Below are 16,935 nucleotides of genomic sequence, written 5' to 3'. Positions count from 1 at the left end.
GTGGCAAAACAGCACGACGAGGCTACGACCGGGGATTGTCCACGTCGGACTCCGGCGATCGAGGTGCGTGGCTAACGACGCGAAGCCGCATCCAGCGCGGCCCGATCCGGCAGGTCGGCTCCCGCGCGAGCGACGGTGAGCGCCGCGCACAGGCTCGCCGCTTCCACCGCGATCGTCAGCGCGTCCACGCTGATTTCGCGCAATTCGGTGCGCCGGTCGCCGCCCAACGACCCCGATTCCCAGAGCGCGTCGAGCAGACCAACCATGAAGGCGTCGCCGGCGCCGACGGTGTCGACCACGCGCTGCGCCCGCGTCGGTACCCGGGCGGCGCCCGCCGCGCAGAATGCCACCGCGCCCCGGTCGGCCATCGTGATCGCCACGATGGCCGGGCCCAGCCGCAGCCACGTTTGCGCGATCTGCTCGGGGGGCCGCGTGGGGTCGATCCAGCGCAGGTCTTCCTCGCTGACCTTCACCACGTCGCTGCGTTCGACGAGGTGCTCGATGCGCGCGACGGCCAGCCCCCGGTCGGCGATCAGCGACGGCCGCACGTTGGGATCGAAGGTGACCGTGGCCGAGACGCGATAGGCGTCGATCAGCGCCGCGACCGCGAGGCAGCCCGGATCCTGCACGGCGGCAATCGATCCGGTGTGGACGAATAGCGGCGGTGCGACCGGCGGTGTTCCGGAGAGTCGCCAGTCCAGATCGAACACGTACTCGGCGGACCCGTCTTCGGCGATGGTCGACCGCGCGGTCGCCGTGCGCTGGGCCGCCCGGCTTTCCGAAACGAGTTGCACCCCTGCGGCTTCGACGTACTCGCTGATGTGCCGGCCATAGGCATCGTCGGCGATCGACGTCAGGAAGTCGATTCCGCGACCCAGTCGGCCAAGCCCGACGGCAACATTGAGCGGGCTGCCGCCGACATGCTCGTCGCTGTCGACGATATCGATCAGCGACTCGCCGATCACCAGCCCGCGGGTCATCGCACCAAGGCATCCAGCGTCGCGCGAGCCCCCTTGCTGTGCAACGAATCCAGCGCCCACAGGTACGCCTCGACGAAGCGTGGCTGATGGGCCAGGTCGCAGAACACCGCGGTGATCTCGATGAACGCGGTGGGATTCTCGTGCTGCGACCTGGCGATCGGGATGAGCGAGTCCGCCAGCTGATCCAGCACCTCGTACGGGTTGCCCCACTCGTCGACACCCTCGGCGTAGCGGGCCCAGCTCGCCACCACCGCCGCCGCCAGCCGGACCGGCCCGCCGTGGGCCAGGTTGTCGCAGATGACGGGATACAGAAATTTCGGGATGCGGTCCGACGAGTAGGCGCACAGCCGCGCGACGGTGTCCCGCACGGCCGGGTTGGCAAACCGCTCGACGAGCGTGCGGCCGTACTCATGCAGGTTGATTCCCGGCACCTGCGGGAGCGTCGGAATGGCCTCGGATTCGAAGTAGGCAAGCAGGAATTCGGCGAACAATGGATCGCTTGCGGCCTCGTGAACGAACTTGAACCCGCAGAGGTGGGCGAAGTAGGCAAGGCACTGATGCCCGGCGTTGAGCAGTCGCAGCTTCATCAGCTCGTACGGGCGCACATCGTCGACCAGCAGAACGCCCGCTTGCTCCAGCGGCGGGCGGCCGTCGGCGAAGGAGTCCTCGATCACCCAGGCGGTGAACGGCTCGGCCACGACCGGCCACCGGTCGTTGACGCCGAAGTCGCGTCGCACTTCCGCGGCCATCGCCAAAGTCGTTGCGGGCGTGATGCGGTCGACCATCGAACTCGGAAACCGGGCGTGCTCTGCCACCCACTCGGCCAACTCGGGATCCCGGCGTTCGGCGCCTGCGAGCACGGCACGCCTGGCGACCTCACCGTTGTTCTCGATGTTGTCACAGGAGGCGATCGTCGGCGCGGCGATCCCCCGCCGGCGACGCCGGTCCAACGCCTCGACGATCAACGCGAACGCGGGGCCGTCCGGGTCGCGATAGCCGCCCTCGGTGATGGTCAGCGAGATGATTCGGGTGGCCGGTGCCGCCAGCACGTCCAGCGCCGACTCGGGATCATCGGGCGCGTAACGATAGTCGATGATCGAGCCGATCACCTGGGCGTCGCGGCTACCGTCGGGATTTTCCAGGATCAGCGTGTAGAGCCCGTCCTGACCGTCAAGGACGTCGCGCATCGTCCAGTCGGCGGGCATGACACCCACACCGCAGATGCCCCACTCGTGCGCCAGGCCCTGCTGCAGCAACAGGTTGATGTAGGCGGCCTGATGCGCGCGGTGGAAATGACCGGCCCCGATGTGCGCGATCCCGACGGTCACCCTGCTGCGGTCGTAGTTGGGCGCATCGATCGGCATCGTCGCGAGCGCCGCATTGTTCAGGTCGATTCCGTTGGCCTCCATTGGCCCACTCCTCCCCGCCTCAACGCCCGGATCGTCACCCGGCCCGGAAACCTTCGGCCGCAGACAACAGCAGCACATCCGCGATCGCGCGCCACGAATCGGTGATCGCGACTGCTCCCGCATCGACCAATTCCGCACGGCGGCAATCCCGTTCGTCAGGTGGCACGAACATCAGGTTGCCGATGGTGGGGTAGCCGGCCGCCACCGCGGATGTCACGCCGGCCACGGAGTCTTCGATGGCCAGCCCCTGTTTCGGTGCGACGCCCAGTACCTGCCCGGCATGCACGTACACCGCCGGGTCGGGTTTGCTGGTCGGCACCGGAAGCGAATCCTCCGCGCTGAAAGTCACCGCCTCCGATATCAGCGAGTCGAGGCCGGTGGCGGCGAAGCAGGCCCGCAGCCGCCCGGTGGCGCTCGAGCTCACGGCCGCGAGCGCGTACCGGTTGGCGAGGCTGCGCAACGGCTCCACCACCTCCGGATCGGGGGTCAGGGTGTCAGCCAGGTGAGCGGTGACCCGCTCACGCTCCTCGCGCACCCACTGCTCGAGCTCGTCGGTGGACAACGCGTTGCCGCCGGCGAGGCCGCCGGCCGAGGCGACCCGTGCTGCGGGACGGCCCCGGGCCAACGTCTCGTCGAGCGGCACTTCGCACTGCACCGCCAGGTCCAGCGCCGTGTTACGGAAATTCTTCCCGACAGCCCGCTTGCGGAGCTCCTCGCAGCTGAGCGGGGCGGTCACGCCGAACCTGGCCAAAAAACGGTTGGTCACCTCGGTCGAGGCGTCGAACGCCGGCCTCTCGGACCCGAACAGGTTGTCATCGGCATCGCACAGCAAGGTCGTGATCGGCGCCGCGTCGAAGGTGCGCACAAAGGTCAGCCCAGTCATCGCGACACCAACTCCCACTCGTCGTTGCGCATCGCATCCCGCAGTGTGGGCACCACACCGCGCTCGTCGATATCGGAAATCATCGCGCCCAGCCGCTCGGCAAAACCGGGAACCGCGCGTACCTCGGCGAACATCTCGTGTCTGAGCAGCGGATCTGGATTGCTGCGGGCCATATTGGCCAACCTAGCCACCGGAATCGCCTGAGAGTCTTCCAGGCGGAGCTTTCGCCCGTCGAGGTCGTGGCCCCGCATGTAACGGGCCCATCCCGCGACGGCCACCATCAACAATGTGTGCGGCCTGCCCTGCGCGATCGCCTCCCGCAGCGAGGGCAGCACGAACGTCGCGATCTTGCTGGTTCCGCGCCGGGCCAGCCGCGCCAACTGGTCACTCATCCGGGAATTGCTGAGCCGATCCAGCAACGTGCCCCGGTACTCGGGAGTGTTCATGCCGGGCACCGCGGGCAGCAGCGGCTGAATCTCGTCGCGCAGCAGCTTGTCGACGTAGTCGAAGATGACGCGATCGCGCATCGCTTCGTCGGTGCGCTGGTAGCCGGCCAGGATGGCCAGGCACGCGAGCGCGATATGGGTTCCGTTGAGAAGACGGGTTTTGATCAACTTGTGGTCGCTGACATCGGCGACGAATTCGGCACCGACCTCGTCGAGCGGCGGCCGCCCGTTGCTGAACGAATCCTCGATCACCCATTGGCTGTGCGGCTCGGTCACCACCGGCCATTTGTCCGCGACGCCGAATGTCTGCTCGACGAATGTGCGCTCAGATCTGGTGGTTTGGGGGGTGATGCGGTCGACCATGGTCGACGGAAACGCGACGTGCGTCTCGATCCAGCGGGCAAGCCCGGGATCCTTCAAGGCGGCGAACGACACCAGCGCGGTTCTCGCCGGCTGCGTGTCGCCGGGAACGTTGTCGCAGCAGAGCACGGTGAACGGCGCGACGCCCGCGCGACGGCGCCGGTCGAGAGCTTCGGCCAGGTATCCCCACGCGGTGGCGTAGCTGCCGGAGGCGACGAGGTCGGCGCGCACGTCGGGGTGGTCGGCGTCGAATTCGTCGGTGACCGGATTCAGGAAGTATCCGTTGTCGGTAATGGTCAGGCTGACGATGCGGGTTTGCGGATCGGCCAGGGCGCTACGGACCGCCGCGCCGTCGTTCGGCGCGTAATGAACGGAGCCGATCGAGCCGACGACGCGGGCGGTTTGGCGGTCGTGGCCGCGCTGTACGACGGTGTACAGCCCGTCCTGCGCCGAAAGCAGGTGTTTGAGGTCGGGGGAGTGGAGACTGACGCTGGTGACTCCCCAGCGTCCCGAAATGCCCTTGCGGGCCAGGTCGTCGAAGTAGACGGCCTGGTGGGCGCGGTGAAAGTTGCCCGCGCCGATGTGGACGACTCCTCGACCGAGGGCCGACCGGTCGTACGTCGGAACGTCGACTCGTTGCGAGTGCAGCCGTAGTGTCGCGTCGCTCAATGGGACGCCGTTTTTTGGACGCCAAGGGGAGGGGATCAGATCGAACATCGTGTTCCTGTGCCCCGAACCGTCCGGAGGTATACCCGCTCGTGGGTCATGTCACAAAACGAACCGACGGTTGCGCGATTAGCGGTGGTCAAAGCGGTTAACACGCGCGAAACGCGTAGGTTGACAACATGGCACCGCGGGTGAAACTGACCAACGCCGACAAGGTGCTCTATCCCGCCACCGGAACCACCAAGAGCGACATCTTCGACTACTACACGCGGATTGCCGAGGTGATGATCCCGCACGTCGCCGGGCGTCCGGCAACGCGCAAGCGCTGGCCCAACGGCGTCGACGAAGAATCGTTCTTCGAGAAACAACTGGCGGCGTCGGCGCCCGACTGGCTGCCGCGCGCCAGCGTGACCCACCGATCCGGAACGACGACGTATCCGATCATCGACACCGTCGACGGCCTGGCCTGGATCGCCCAGCAAGCCGCGCTGGAGGTCCACGTGCCGCAGTGGCGCTTCGTCGCCGAGTGGACCCGCAGCCGGGCCGAAGAACTGAAACCGGGCCCGGCGACCCGGCTGGTGTTCGACCTCGATCCCGGCGAAGGCGTCACGATGGCCCAGCTGGCGGAGGTGGCGCGCGCCGTCCGCGAACTGATCGCCGGTATCGGGCTGACCACTTATCCGCTCACCAGCGGCAGCAAGGGCCTGCACCTCTATACGCCCTTGCAGGAGCCGGTGAGCAGCAAGGGCGCGACGGTGTTGGCCAAACGCGTTGCGCAACAACTGGAAAAGACGATGCCCACGCTGGTGACGTCGACCATGACCAAGAGCCTGCGGGCCGGCAAGATCTTTTTGGACTGGAGTCAGAACAACGGCGCCAAGACGACCATCGCGCCGTACTCGCTGCGGGGACGTGAGCAACCCACCGTCGCGGCGCCGCGCACCTGGGAGGAACTCGACGACCCGTCGCTGCGCCAGTTGCGTTACGACGAAGTGCTGGACCGGGTCGCCCGCGACGGCGATCTGCTGGCACCGCTGGACGAGGACGCACCGGTGCCGGACCGACTGAGCAAGTACCGCAGCATGCGCGACGCATCGAAAACGCCCGAGCCGGTGCCGGCGTCGAAACCCGTTATAGGGCAGGGGAATAGCTTTGTCATCCAGGAACACCACGCCCGCCGGCTGCACTACGACTTCCGGCTGGAACGAGACGGCGTGCTGGTGTCGTGGGCGGTACCGAAGAACCTGCCCGAAACCACCTCGGTGAACCACCTGGCGGTCCACACCGAGGACCATCCGCTGGAATACGGCGGGTTCGAGGGCATCATCCCCAAAGGCGAGTATGGCGCGGGAAAGGTGGTCATCTGGGACTCCGGAACCTATGAGGCCGAGAAGTTCCTTGACGACGAAGTCATCGTCAATCTGCGCGGCACCAAGATCTCCGGACGCTATGCCCTGATTCAGACCAATGGGAACCAATGGCTGGCGCACCGGATGAAGGACCAGAACGTCTTTGAGTTCGACACGATCGCCCCCATGCTGGCCACCCACGGTTCGGTGACGGCGCTCAAGGCAGGACAATGGGCGTTCGAGGGCAAATGGGATGGCTACCGGCTTTTGATCGAGGCCGACCACGGCGCCATCCGGGTGCGGTCTCGGCGCGGTCGCGAAGTGACTGGTGAATATCGCGAACTGCATTGGCTGGCAGACGATCTCGCCGAGCACCATGTGATCCTCGACGGTGAGGCAGTGGTCCTGGATTCTTCGGGGGTGCCCAACTTCCACGAGATGCAGAACCGGGGCCGAGGCTCGCGCGTCGAATTCTGGGCGTTCGACGTGTTGTACCTCGACGGGCGCTCGCTGCTGCGGGCCAGCTACCGGGACCGGCGAAAGGTGCTGGAAATGCTCAGCACCGCAACCAATCTCGTCGTTCCAGAGTTGCTACCCGGAGATGGCACGCAAGCGCTGGAAGACTCGGGCAAGCGCGGCTGGGAGGGGGTGATCGCCAAGCGGCGCGACTCCACCTACCAGCCCGGCCGGCGCTCGTCCTCGTGGATCAAGGACAAGCACTGGAACACGCAGGAGGTCGTGATCGGCGGCTGGAAGGCGGGGGAGGGCGGACGCACCAGCGGCATCGGCTCACTGCTGCTGGGCATCCCCACCGCCGACGGCCTGCATTTCGCGGGACGCGTCGGCACCGGGTTCACCGAACGCGACCTGGCCAACCTGAAAAAGACGCTGGCGCCGCTGCACACCGGTCAATCACCGTTTCACCCACCGCTGCCCCGCAGCGAAGCCCGGGGCGTGACGTATGTGGAGCCGATCCTGGTCGGGGAGGTGCGCTACAGCGAGTGGACCCCGGACAACCGGCTGCGTCAATCGAGTTGGCGGGGGCTGCGGCCGGACAAGGAAGCGAGTGAGGTGGTGCGGGAGTGAAATGGGTTACCTACCAAGGTGATGACGGCGAGCGCGTCGGAGTCGTCTCCGGCGACACCATCTATGCGATGCCGCCGGGAGCGACACTGCTCGACCTGATCGCGCGCGGCTCCGAGGGATTGCGCCAAGCGGGGGAGGAGGCGCGGCGCTCCCCGTCGGCCACGGTGCGTCTCGCCGATGCGCGACTGCGGGCGCCCATTCCGCGTCCGCCTACGATCCGGGATTCCTTGTGCTTCCTCGACCACATGCGCAACTGCCAAGCCGCGCTGGGCGCCGGGCGCCTGCTCGCCGACACCTGGTATCGCATCCCCGCCTTCTACTTCGCCTGTCCGACAACAGTTTTAGGGCCGTACGACGACGCGCCGACGGCACCCGGAAGCGCTTGGCAGGACTTCGAGTTGGAGATCGCCGCGGTGATCGGAACGGGGGGCAAGGATCTCACCGTCCAGCAGGCCGAACAGGCGATCATCGGCTACACCATCTTCAACGACTGGTCCGCGCGCGACCTGCAGCAGATGGAAAGCCAGCTGGGCATCGGACAGGGCAAGGGCAAGGACAGCGGTGTGACGTTGGGCCCCTACCTCGTGACCCCCGACGAGCTCGAGCCGTACCGCCACGGCGCCAAACTCGACCTCCAGGTCACCGCATTGGTCAACGACAACGTCATCGGCACGGGGTCGACGGCCCAAATGGACTGGACCTTCGGCGAAGTCATCTCCTACGCCTCGCGCGGCGTCACCCTCAATCCCGGCGACGTCATCGGCTCCGGGACGGTGCCCACCTGCACACTGGTCGAGCACCTCAATCCCGCTGCGCTGGAATCGTTTCCCGGCTGGTTGCACGACGGCGACATCGTCACGCTGCGCGTCGAGGGGCTGGGGGAGACCCGGCAAACCGTCCGCGCCAGCAGCGCGCCACACGCGTTGGCCGCCCGGCCCAATCCGGACGCCGCACCCGCCGCGCGGCGGGTCAACCGCGCGCCGGCGAAGGTGCCGTACACCCGCGGGCTGCATCGGGTCGCCGACCGCGTGTGGGCGTGGACGTTGCCGGATGGTGGCTACGGGTGGAGCAACGCCGGACTGATCGCCGGCGCGGGCGCATCCTTGTTGGTGGACACCCTCTTCGATTTGGCACTGACGCGCGAAATGCTCACCGCGATGCGGTCCATCACCGGGTCGGCGCCCATCACCGACGCTGTGATCACCCATTCCAACGGCGACCACACCCACGGCAACCAACTGCTGGACGCCTCGGTGCGCATCATCGCGGCGCAGGGCACCGCCGAGGAGATCGAGCACGGGATGGCGCCCGAGATGCTGGCCATCGCGCAAACCGCCAACCTCGGGCCGGTGGCCACCCCGTACACGCGAGAGCGCTTCGGGCACTTCGACTTCAGCAACATCACGTTGCGCAACGCCGACCAGACCTTCGAGCGCAGCCTGCGCGTCGACGTCGGCGGGCGACGGGTCGACGTGCTGAACCTGGGTCCCGCGCACACCGCCGCCGATTCGGTGGTGCACGTGCCCGATGCGGGCGTCCTGTTCGGCGGCGACCTGCTGTTCATCGGCTGCACGCCCATCGTGTGGGCGGGACCCATCGGCAACTGGGTCGCGGCGTGCGACGCGATGATCGCGCTGGACGCGCCGACCGTGGTCCCCGGACACGGCCCGGTAACCGATCCCGACGGAATCCGCGCGGTGCGTGGCTACCTCGTGCACGTGGCCGAACAGGCCGAGGCGGCATACCGCCGGGGGCTGTCGTGGGCCGAGGCCGCCGACGCCATCGACCTCGGCGAGTACGCGACCTGGCTGGATGCCGAGCGGGTGGTCGTCAACGTCTACCAGCGATACCGCGAACTAGACCCGCAGACACCGCAATTGGAGGTCATGGCCCTGCTGGTGATGCAGGCCGAATGGCTGGCCAAACGATCCGCGTGACCGCTCACGGCGGCTAGGGCCGCACCGCGCTGACGAAGCTGATCGTGGCGGCGGGAACCTGGTGCTCGACGGGCCCCAGTTGCGGTAGGCCCGCGGCGGAAAACAGGTCGGCGAGCCGAAATGTGCTGGTATCCCATCCGTTTGCCGCCAGGTGCGCGGCGACGTCGGTGTGCTCGCCCGGGTAGGCCAAACCGGCGATGTCCAGATCGAGCCCCTGCCGTCGCCACCCCTCGGTCGCGAGCCGGGACTGTTCGCGCCCCTCCGGGGTCGCCGGGGCGACGGTCCCGAAGTCGGCGGCGAACCGGCTGCCCTCACTGGACAACGGAATGATGGAGTCCAGCAACCGAACTTCGGCCTCGGGCGGAAGGAACCCGATCAACACTCCTTCGGCCAGCCACGCCGTCGCCTGCGCCGGGTCAAAGCCCGCCGCCTGCAAAGCCGCCGGCCAGTCCTCACGCAGATCGATACCCACCGTGCGGAGTTCGGCGGTCGGGGCGGCGCCGATCTCGGCCAGCGTCGCCGTCTTGAACGCGATCACCTCCGGCTGGTCGATCTCGTACACCGTCGTGCCGGCCGGCCAACGCAGCCGGTAGGCCCGCGAATCCAGACCCGATGCCACGATCACCACCTGGCGCAGACCGGCCTGACCGGCTGCGGCGAAGTAATCGTCGTAAAACCGGGCCCGGGCGGCGAATGTGTCCACCATCCGCGAAAATTTGACGCCGTTCTCGAGCTCGTCTGAATCGAGTTCGCCGGTCGCCAGCTTGGTGAACACGTCCAGCCCGACGGCGCGCACCAGCGGCTCGGCGAACTCGTCGGTGATCACCGGTTGTGGGCGTCTGGTGGCCGCCGCGCGGGCCGCGGCCACCATGGTGGCGGTGGCGCCCACGCTGTTGGCCAGGTCCCAGGTATCGCCTTCGGTTCGTGCCATGGCTTCTCCTTCGATGCGGTCGCAACCACGGTATGCCTCCTGGGTGAATTGCGTCGTCGCCTACGGTTCCCCTATGCCCGCAGTGACACTGGAACCCCTCGAAGACGAGATCGCCTGCATCACCCTCAACCGGCCGGAGCGCCTCAACGCCATCGATGGGTCGTTGATCGACGGCGTCCACGAGGCCCTGGATGTGCTGGACCAAGGCGAGTACCGGGTGGCGATCCTGACCGGCGCCGGGCGCGGGTTCTGCGCCGGCGCCGATTTGAGCGGCACCGGTCAGGCGTGGACGAAGAACAAGCCGACCACCCCGGCGTTCAAGGTCAATTACGACGCCCAGGTTCGGTTGGCCAACCTGTACACCCGGATCTACGAGATGGACGTTCCGGTGATCGGCGCGGTCAACGGTGTCGCCGTCGGGGGTGGCCTGGCGTTCGCGTTGGTCTGCGATATCCGCGTCGCCTCCGAGCAGGCCCGATTCGGTTCGGTGTTCATCAAGGCGGGCTTCTCGTCGATGGACATGGGCACCAGCTACCTGCTGCCCAAGATCGTCGGCGCCGGGGTGGCCCGCGAACTCATGCTCACCGGTCGCATCATCGACGCGGCCGAGGCCTATCGGATCAAGCTGGTGCACGAGGTCGTCGCCCCCGATGATCTGATGCCGGCCGCGGTCAAGCTGGCGCGCTCGATCGCCGAGAACAACGCATATGGCGTGTGGCAGACCAAGATTGGCCTCAACGCCGCCCTGGACGCCCCCAGCCTGCGCCACGCCATCGAGATCGAGAACCGCACCCAGATCCTCAGCGGCTTCACGAACAACCCGGTGGAGGCCGCGATGGCGCACCGGGAAAAACGCGCACCGAAATGGGATGTGCTGTGAGAGTTACAGTTTCGCGATGACGTTCTCGGCGAACATCTCCAGATTGCGGATCTTGCTGTCCAGCGGCTCGTTGTCGTTGCCCTTGATGTAGGGGATGCGGAATCCGACGATGACGTCGGTGACGCCCTTGTCCTCGAGCCGTTTGATGCCGTCCGCGGTGTAGGCGTCGGCCGAGATGACGTGGATCTCGAACGGCCCGGTCTTGCCTGCTTCTTCGCGGAACTTGGTGAGCTTGGCCAGCAGGTGGTCGAGTTCCTCGGGGTCGCCGCCGCCGTGCATCCAGCCATCCAGGCGTGCCGCACGCCGCAGTGCCGCGTCGGCGTGCCCGCCGATCAGAATCGGGACGGGTTTGGTGGGGGCCGGGGTCATCTTGGTCTTGGGGATGTCGTAAAACTCGCCATGGAATTCGAAGTACTCACCAGTGGTGAGCCCCTGAATGATTTCGATGCATTCGTCCATCCGCTTGCCGCGCCTGGCGAACGGCACACCCAGCAGCTCGTAATCCTCGGGCCACGGGCTGGTGCCGACTCCGAAACCCACCCGGTTGTCGGTCATCGCGGCCAGCGAGCCGATTTGCTTGGCCACCAACGCCGGTGGCCGGATGGGCAGCTTGAGCACGAAGAAGTTGAAGCGCAGCTTGGTGGTCACCGCGCCCAACGCCGAAGTCAGCACGAAGGTTTCGATGAACTCCTTGCCGTCCAGGAACTCGCGGTTGCCGTCCGGGGTATAGGGGTACTTCGAGTCGGATTCGAAGGGGTAGGCGATGCTGTCGGCGATCGTCATGGCGTCGTAGCCGGCCGCCTCGGCCGCCTGAGCCAGCGGGATGTAGTACCTAAAGTCCGTCATCGCCTCTGCGTAGGTAAACCGCACGTCATCTGCCTTCCTGAAGGGGTCGTCTTCCGACATTAGAACGTGTTCTAGTTTCAGCACAACCGCGAAATGGGCGCGACGACGCCGGGCCGCCGGCTGGAGCAGGTTTGCGCTACAGCTGGTTCTCGGGACCGATGACAGCCCACACCGTCTTGCCGAACGAGGTGGGTGTGCTGCCCCAGGCTCGGGACAACGCCTCGACGATCGCCAGCCCGGACACGTCGATGCCTTTATTCGGCGAGGGCAGTCGCACCGCAGGCGTGTTGCTCGCATCCGACACCGCGATGGTCGCGGCGTCACCTTGCGCCTCGATTCGCACCGCCGGGACGCTCGCGGTGTGTTCCAGCACGTTCTCCACGAACACGTTGACCACCACCAGCGCCACCGGAATGAGCTTGGACTGCGACCAGGCGGTAAGCCATTCACGGACCAGGCGCCGCGATTCGCGCAGGCTGGTCAGGTCGGCGGGCAGCTGAATGTCGGCGCGCCGCACCGGGCGACGTCTGTTCTGGCCGAGCGCTTTGAGCGCGGCCTTCTCGCTCGAGTAGATGGGCATGAAGTGGCTGACACCGCTACGGGTGATCGCGTCGCGGGCCGCGCGGTCGGTGCAGACCAGCAGAATCGGGATGTGGGGCGCGTCGCCGAGCTGCCAATACGCGCCCATGAAGGCGGACCATGCGGATTCGGTGTGAACCTTGAGCCCGGAAACGTTGACGATCACGGCCGCCGCGTCGTCCAGTGTGGCCTTGAGGATGCGGTCGCGAAGCGGGGTTTCGTGGGCGGCATCAAGTTCGCCGTCGACGGTCAGAACGGCAACCGAGTTATCCGTCCGCATTGCCACGGCCACCGGGGTCATTCCAGCTCGGTCCTGGTGTCCGTTTTCATTTCCCGCTCCTCGCATTCCGCCGGGACGATTGCTTGAGTATCCGCTCTCAGCGGCAAAAGTCTAATCGGGGCGCCGGCGGCCAAATACCGCCCGAAACCGCACGCGGCGATTGGGACCCGGCAAATCCGTACCCACAAGCTCGCAACGAAACCACCATGCGGCCCTCCACCGTGGGAAGTCGACCATCACTCCACGCGCCATGGGGCTCAACGCCCGGCACGCGCTTTGTTCGGGGTTACCACACCGCGATTGCCGCCAAACTTTTAGGTACGTCCGGTGGCCGGTGCGTTAACCAGTGCAAAGGCACTGGCTCGGCCGGCGTGCGGGCGCGCAGATCGGCTCAGCGGTTGCTCAGGGCGTAGGGGGGAGCGCCTACTCCGGCGACCGAGTGCGTCCCCCACGGTGTTCTTTCGACGATGCGGGCGGCCGCGCTGCACTCTCCGACGGTCAGCGTGCCGGTTCTCGCCTGCTTGAGGATCTCGCCGGACAGCGGTTCCGACTCGGAACCAAACACCGTTCCCTGCCAGTGGTAGCGGCCGTCGATCGGGTCCAGATGACCGGTCAGCCGGACCCGCACCGGGTGGCGGGCGCCGGCGATTTCCAGTGTGGCGGCGCCGTCGTAAATGTCTTCGCCGGCGGGCACGCTGGCCGAGAGTTCGAAGGCCGACGCCACCGGGGGCGGCTCGGGGGCATGCAACTGAGCCCGCTCATTGAACACCTGCTGGCTGCTGGCGCGCACCTCGATGCGGCCACTGACGGTGCGCCGCATGGCTTTCAGGCATTCGGCGATGTAGCGCGCCTGCGCGTCCGGGTCGGGTCCGGTGATGAAGAAGTAGTTGGGAAACCCGCGAACGGCCACCCCGTAGAAGGGCTCCATGCCGTCGTGCCAGGCGCGGCGGATCGGCAGCCCGGCCGCGCCGACCAGCGTCTCATCGGCGACGTCCTGCGGAATGCAGAATCCGGTCCCGTAGATGATGGCGTCGACCCGGTGGTCGGCGCCATCGCTGGTGCGCACCCCCGTCTCGGTCAGCGCCTCGATGACCGACGAGGCGATCGCGACCGAGGGCCGGCCGGCCGTCCGAATGTGGCGGCGCAGCCAGCGCTGGGCCCGCGTGGACCACGCCGGCACCTCGCTGACGACGCGACGCGGCGCGTGGGGGAACACGGTGACCGATGCGGCTGTGTGGGCCAGCCGGTCGATGTGGTGCCCGGCGCTGGCGTCGGTCCCGACGACCGCGATGCGCTTGCCGGACGGATCGAATCCGGCATCCCACGCCGCGGCGTGAAACGACTCCCCGCCGAACCACCCGGATATGCGCGGCAGCCACGGTCGCTGGACCGGACGGTCAGCGGCGACGACGATGTCGGCCCGCAAGACCGCGCCACCGGCCGTGGTCAACACCCAGGTGTCGGTGACGTCGTCGAAGCGTGACCTCTCGACATGGTCGTCGAGGGCGACGAGATCGGTGAAACCGGCTGCCAGCAAGGCGGTTTGGGCGTTCTCACCGCGGGCGCCCGCGCCGACGACGACGATATGACGGCGGTGCTCGGCGCGGTCATGCGGCTGCGTCACAGAAATCTGCTGCGCTTCCAGCCGCGGCGGGCGATCGAGCCCATCAAGCCGACTTCGGTCAAAAACGCCGCCAGTGGCGCGAAGCCGGCGACCTGCACCTCGCGCCGGTGCGGACTGGAGCGCGCGACCTTTCGGGCCCGCCTCGGGTCCAGACCCGCTCGCGCGTACGGCACGGGGTTGCTGAAGAGGTAGTTGAAGAAGTAGCCGCCCAGGCCGTTGATGTTGGCCATGAACCAGCGGTTCAACCGGGGCATTTCGACCACGCGCTTGCGGGCACCGTCGCGCGCAAACTGGATGTGACGCGCCTCTTCGGTGACGTGAATACGCATGAGCCGCTGGATGATTGGCTGCAATTCCGGGTCGTCCATCATCTGCCGCTGCAGCGAGTCGAAGATCTCCTCACCGATCAGGGCGGCCACCCAGAGCATCGAGCCGCGCTGAAAGGCCAATGGCAGCAGGTTGATGATCATCCGGTGCAACCGCCGCGGACGTACCGGCTTGGCGCCGACGCGTTCGATGGCCTTGCCGAACATCACCATGTGCCGGGTCTCGTCACCCAGTTCGGTGAGCTTGTAATGCGTCGACTTGCTTGTCGGGTCCTCGTGCAGGATCGTGCGCAGCAACGATTGATTGAGCATGTTCTCGAACCAGATCCCGGCCGACAAGGTGTTGACCAGTTCGTGGCGGGACAGCTCGATCTGCTGCTCGCGGGTCATCTCGTCCCACATCGGCGTGCCGTAGAGCGACACCAGCCTCGGCGGCAGATAGAACTTGTCCGGGTCGAGCGGGGCGTCCCAGTCGATGTCGACGACGGGCTCATAAGACTTTTTGACCGAGCCCTTCAGCAGGCGGTCGGAGAATTCTTCACGACTGGGCCCTACCGGCTTGACCGCTGAGGTCATTGCGCCGCTCCCTCCATTGGGTGCTTCAGACGGTACCCATGGTACTGGGTACTTGCGGTCCCGGCTAGATGCTGAAGGTTGCGATTCGGCAATCTGTCGGGCAACGGGCGGCGGGAGGCGACGAGTGGGTCGGCACATTCACGTCATCGGCATAGGTGCCGGCGATCCCGCCTACCTGACCGTGCAGGCGATCGAGGCGCTGAACGACACCCAGGTGTTCTTCGCGATGGACAAGGGCGAGCAGAAGAGCGACCTGGTGGCGCTGCGCCGCGAGATCTGCGGCCGCTTCATCCGCGAGCCGGGCTACCGCTTCGTGGAGCTGTCGGACCCGAAGCGGACAGTCGATGCCGACTACCGGGACGCGGTCGCGGATTGGCACGCCGCCCGCGCGGCCATCTGGGCCGACGCCATCTCCACCGAGCTGGGCCCGCATGGCGTCGGGGCGTTTCTGGCGTGGGGCGATCCGTCGCTCTACGACAGCACCTTGCGCATCCTCGACGCCGTGGCCGCGCGGGTCGACTTCACGTTCGACGTCATCCCGGGCATCACCGCCGTGCAGGCGCTGACCGCGCGACACCGCATCCCGCTCAACGAGGTCGGCGAACCCGTTCTGATCACCACCGGAAGGCAACTGCGCAGCCGCGGGCCGGCTCCCGGATCCGCCGTCGTGATGCTCGACGCCGACTGCTCGTTCCGTCTCTGTCCGCCCGACACGCGGATCTGGTGGGGCGCCTATCTGGGCACCGACGACGAACTGCTCGTCGCGGGCACCGTCGGCGAGGTGGGGTCCCGCATCGTTTCGCTGCGAGCCGAAGCCCGCGCCCGGCACGGCTGGATCATGGACACCTATTTGCTTAGACCGGCACACTGAAACCGTGCCCGAACTACCCGAGATCGAAGCGCTGGTCGACCACCTGCGGCGCCATGCCGTCGGCCTGACCATCGGCCGGGTCGACGTCGCCGCCCTGTCCGTGTTGAAGACGTTCGACCCGCCGATCAGCGCGCTGCACGGCCAGACCGTGGTCGGGGCCGAGCGGTGGGGCAAATACCTCGGGTTGCGGACGGACAATCTCTATTTGATCGCGCACCTGTCGCGGGCTGGCTGGCTGCGGTGGTCGGACAACCTGGCCGCGGCGCCGCTGCGGCCCGGCAAGGGCCCGATCGCGCTTCGGGTGCACCTGGGTACGCCCGGTGCGGCGCCCGGCTTCGACCTCACCGAGGCAGGCACCCAGAAGCGGCTGGCCGTGTGGCTGGTGGCCGATCCGCAGCAGATCCCACAGATCGCCGGCCTCGGGCCGGACGCGCTGGACCTGGACATGGGTGCGCTGGGCGATCGGTTGGCCGGTAACACCGGCCGGATCAAAACGGTCATCACCGACCAGAAGGTGATCGCCGGGATCGGCAACGCCTACAGCGACGAGATCCTGCACGTCGCCCGCATTTCGCCATTCGCCACCGCGAACAAGCTGACCGGCGCCCAGCTCGCCACGCTGCACGATGCGATGGTCTCGGTGCTCACCGATGCGGTGAGCCGGTCCGTCGGGCAGGGGGCGGCCACGCTCAAGGGCGAGAAGCGTTCCGGATTGCGGGTGCACGCCCGCACCGGATTGCCCTGTCCGGTATGCGGGGACACCGTTCGCGAAGTGTCGTTCGCCGACAAGTCTTTTCAATACTGCCCAACGTGCCAGACGGGTGGCAAGGTCCTCGCCGACCGGCGCATGTCGCGTTTGCTGAAGTAGTCGCGCGACCGCGAGTTGACACCTGTCGATATGCTGCC

General features: G+C 67.0%; 14 protein-coding genes and 1 pseudogene. 6 read left to right on the top strand and 9 right to left on the bottom strand.

All coding sequences use genetic code 11. The features are described 5' to 3' along the window. Positions 1-71: 71 nt before the first annotated feature. The 4 genes from AC5Y4T_RS07390 to AC5Y4T_RS07375 are packed head-to-tail and all read right to left on the bottom strand — an operon-like array spanning position 72 to position 4,795. Positions 72-980, bottom strand: coding sequence for a carbohydrate kinase family protein (locus tag AC5Y4T_RS07390; RefSeq protein ID WP_499918506.1), 909 nt, complete (start codon positions 978-980; stop codon positions 72-74). After that, the gene (locus tag AC5Y4T_RS07385) at positions 977-2,389 is read right to left on the bottom strand and encodes a mannitol dehydrogenase family protein (protein WP_499918504.1); all 1,413 of its coding nucleotides are present in this window, start codon (positions 2,387-2,389) and stop codon (positions 977-979) included. The genes AC5Y4T_RS07390 and AC5Y4T_RS07385 overlap by 4 nt, the downstream gene beginning before the upstream one ends. Before the next feature lie 34 nt (positions 2,390-2,423). Further along, positions 2,424-3,272 (bottom strand): HAD family hydrolase, encoded by an 849-nt coding sequence (locus tag AC5Y4T_RS07380; RefSeq protein ID WP_499918502.1) that lies wholly within the window; start codon positions 3,270-3,272, stop codon positions 2,424-2,426. Further along, positions 3,269-4,795 carry a mannitol dehydrogenase family protein gene (locus tag AC5Y4T_RS07375; RefSeq protein ID WP_499918501.1) on the bottom strand — a complete coding sequence of 509 codons (1,527 nt, stop codon included), beginning with the start codon at positions 4,793-4,795 and terminating at the stop codon, positions 3,269-3,271. The genes AC5Y4T_RS07380 and AC5Y4T_RS07375 overlap by 4 nt, the downstream gene beginning before the upstream one ends. 128 nt (positions 4,796-4,923) lie before the next feature. Here AC5Y4T_RS07375 and AC5Y4T_RS07370 point away from each other — a divergent pair, with 128 nt between their 5' ends. After that, on the top strand, positions 4,924-7,179 hold the full coding sequence (locus AC5Y4T_RS07370; protein WP_499918499.1) for an ATP-dependent DNA ligase: 2,256 nt from the start codon (positions 4,924-4,926) through the stop codon (positions 7,177-7,179). Then, the gene (locus AC5Y4T_RS07365) at positions 7,176-9,116 is read left to right on the top strand and encodes a fumarylacetoacetate hydrolase family protein (RefSeq protein ID WP_499918498.1); all 1,941 of its coding nucleotides are present in this window, start codon (positions 7,176-7,178) and stop codon (positions 9,114-9,116) included. The genes AC5Y4T_RS07370 and AC5Y4T_RS07365 overlap by 4 nt, the downstream gene beginning before the upstream one ends. Before the next feature lie 13 nt (positions 9,117-9,129). Here the strand turns inward: AC5Y4T_RS07365 and AC5Y4T_RS07360 are convergent, their stop codons facing one another. After that, on the bottom strand, positions 9,130-10,047 hold the full coding sequence (locus AC5Y4T_RS07360; RefSeq protein ID WP_499918497.1) for a class I SAM-dependent methyltransferase: 918 nt from the start codon (positions 10,045-10,047) through the stop codon (positions 9,130-9,132). A 73-nt stretch (positions 10,048-10,120) separates the two neighbouring features. Between AC5Y4T_RS07360 and AC5Y4T_RS07355 the strand changes: the two genes are divergently transcribed. Then, a complete protein-coding gene (locus AC5Y4T_RS07355; RefSeq protein ID WP_499918496.1) occupies positions 10,121-10,927 on the top strand; it encodes an enoyl-CoA hydratase/isomerase family protein in 807 nt (268 codons plus the stop codon). A gap of 3 nt (positions 10,928-10,930) precedes the next feature. On the opposite strand, the gene AC5Y4T_RS07350 is transcribed toward AC5Y4T_RS07355, so the two are convergent. From AC5Y4T_RS07350 to AC5Y4T_RS07335, 4 genes are all read right to left on the bottom strand, one after another. Beyond that, the gene (locus AC5Y4T_RS07350; RefSeq protein WP_499918495.1) at positions 10,931-11,797 is read right to left on the bottom strand and encodes an LLM class flavin-dependent oxidoreductase; all 867 of its coding nucleotides are present in this window, start codon (positions 11,795-11,797) and stop codon (positions 10,931-10,933) included. A gap of 112 nt (positions 11,798-11,909) precedes the next feature. Beyond that, the gene (locus AC5Y4T_RS07345; protein WP_499918494.1) at positions 11,910-12,653 is read right to left on the bottom strand and encodes an STAS domain-containing protein; all 744 of its coding nucleotides are present in this window, start codon (positions 12,651-12,653) and stop codon (positions 11,910-11,912) included. Between the two features lie 370 nt (positions 12,654-13,023). Further along, positions 13,024-14,007, bottom strand: coding sequence for a DUF4873 domain-containing protein (locus AC5Y4T_RS07340; RefSeq protein WP_499919011.1), 984 nt, complete (start codon positions 14,005-14,007; stop codon positions 13,024-13,026). Between the two features lie 245 nt (positions 14,008-14,252). After that, on the bottom strand, positions 14,253-15,158 hold the full coding sequence (locus AC5Y4T_RS07335; RefSeq protein ID WP_499918493.1) for an AurF N-oxygenase family protein: 906 nt from the start codon (positions 15,156-15,158) through the stop codon (positions 14,253-14,255). Positions 15,159-15,282: 124 nt separating this feature from the next. On the opposite strand from AC5Y4T_RS07335, the gene cobF reads away from it, so the two are divergent. The 3 genes and pseudogenes from cobF (at position 15,283) to AC5Y4T_RS07320 (ending at position 16,897) form a co-directional block, all read left to right on the top strand. After that, positions 15,283-16,029 carry a precorrin-6A synthase (deacetylating) gene (gene cobF / locus AC5Y4T_RS07330; RefSeq protein ID WP_499918492.1) on the top strand — a complete coding sequence of 249 codons (747 nt, stop codon included), beginning with the start codon at positions 15,283-15,285 and terminating at the stop codon, positions 16,027-16,029. Positions 16,030-16,033: 4 nt separating this feature from the next. Next, positions 16,034-16,276, top strand: a pseudogene (locus AC5Y4T_RS07325) (DNA-formamidopyrimidine glycosylase family protein); the annotation flags it as partial. Between the two features lie 153 nt (positions 16,277-16,429). Continuing rightward, entirely contained in the window at positions 16,430-16,897 is a 468-nt protein-coding gene (locus AC5Y4T_RS07320; protein WP_499919010.1) for a zinc finger domain-containing protein, read from the top strand. Positions 16,898-16,935: the final 38 nt, after the last annotated feature.

This window comes from Mycobacterium sp. NGS11, assembly GCF_059813315.1.
This window is presented reverse-complemented; position numbering and strand designations above follow the sequence as displayed.

What these genes read in the sequence shown, in the direction of transcription:
- AC5Y4T_RS07385 (WP_499918504.1), bottom strand. Translation starts at nt 2,389, where the DNA reads ATGGAGGCCAACGGAATCGACCTGAACAATGCGGCGCTCGCGACGATG.
- AC5Y4T_RS07380 (WP_499918502.1), bottom strand. Translation starts at nt 3,272, where the DNA reads ATGACTGGGCTGACCTTTGTGCGCACCTTCGACGCGGCGCCGATCACG.
- AC5Y4T_RS07355 (WP_499918496.1), top strand. Translation starts at nt 10,121, where the DNA reads ATGCCCGCAGTGACACTGGAACCCCTCGAAGACGAGATCGCCTGCATC.
- AC5Y4T_RS07335 (WP_499918493.1), bottom strand. Translation starts at nt 15,158, where the DNA reads ATGACCTCAGCGGTCAAGCCGGTAGGGCCCAGTCGTGAAGAATTCTCC.
- AC5Y4T_RS07345 (WP_499918494.1), bottom strand. Translation starts at nt 12,653, where the DNA reads ATGACCCCGGTGGCCGTGGCAATGCGGACGGATAACTCGGTTGCCGTT.
- AC5Y4T_RS07390 (WP_499918506.1), bottom strand. Translation starts at nt 980, where the DNA reads ATGACCCGCGGGCTGGTGATCGGCGAGTCGCTGATCGATATCGTCGAC.
- AC5Y4T_RS07370 (WP_499918499.1), top strand. Translation starts at nt 4,924, where the DNA reads ATGGCACCGCGGGTGAAACTGACCAACGCCGACAAGGTGCTCTATCCC.
- AC5Y4T_RS07375 (WP_499918501.1), bottom strand. Translation starts at nt 4,795, where the DNA reads ATGTTCGATCTGATCCCCTCCCCTTGGCGTCCAAAAAACGGCGTCCCA.
- AC5Y4T_RS07360 (WP_499918497.1), bottom strand. Translation starts at nt 10,047, where the DNA reads ATGGCACGAACCGAAGGCGATACCTGGGACCTGGCCAACAGCGTGGGC.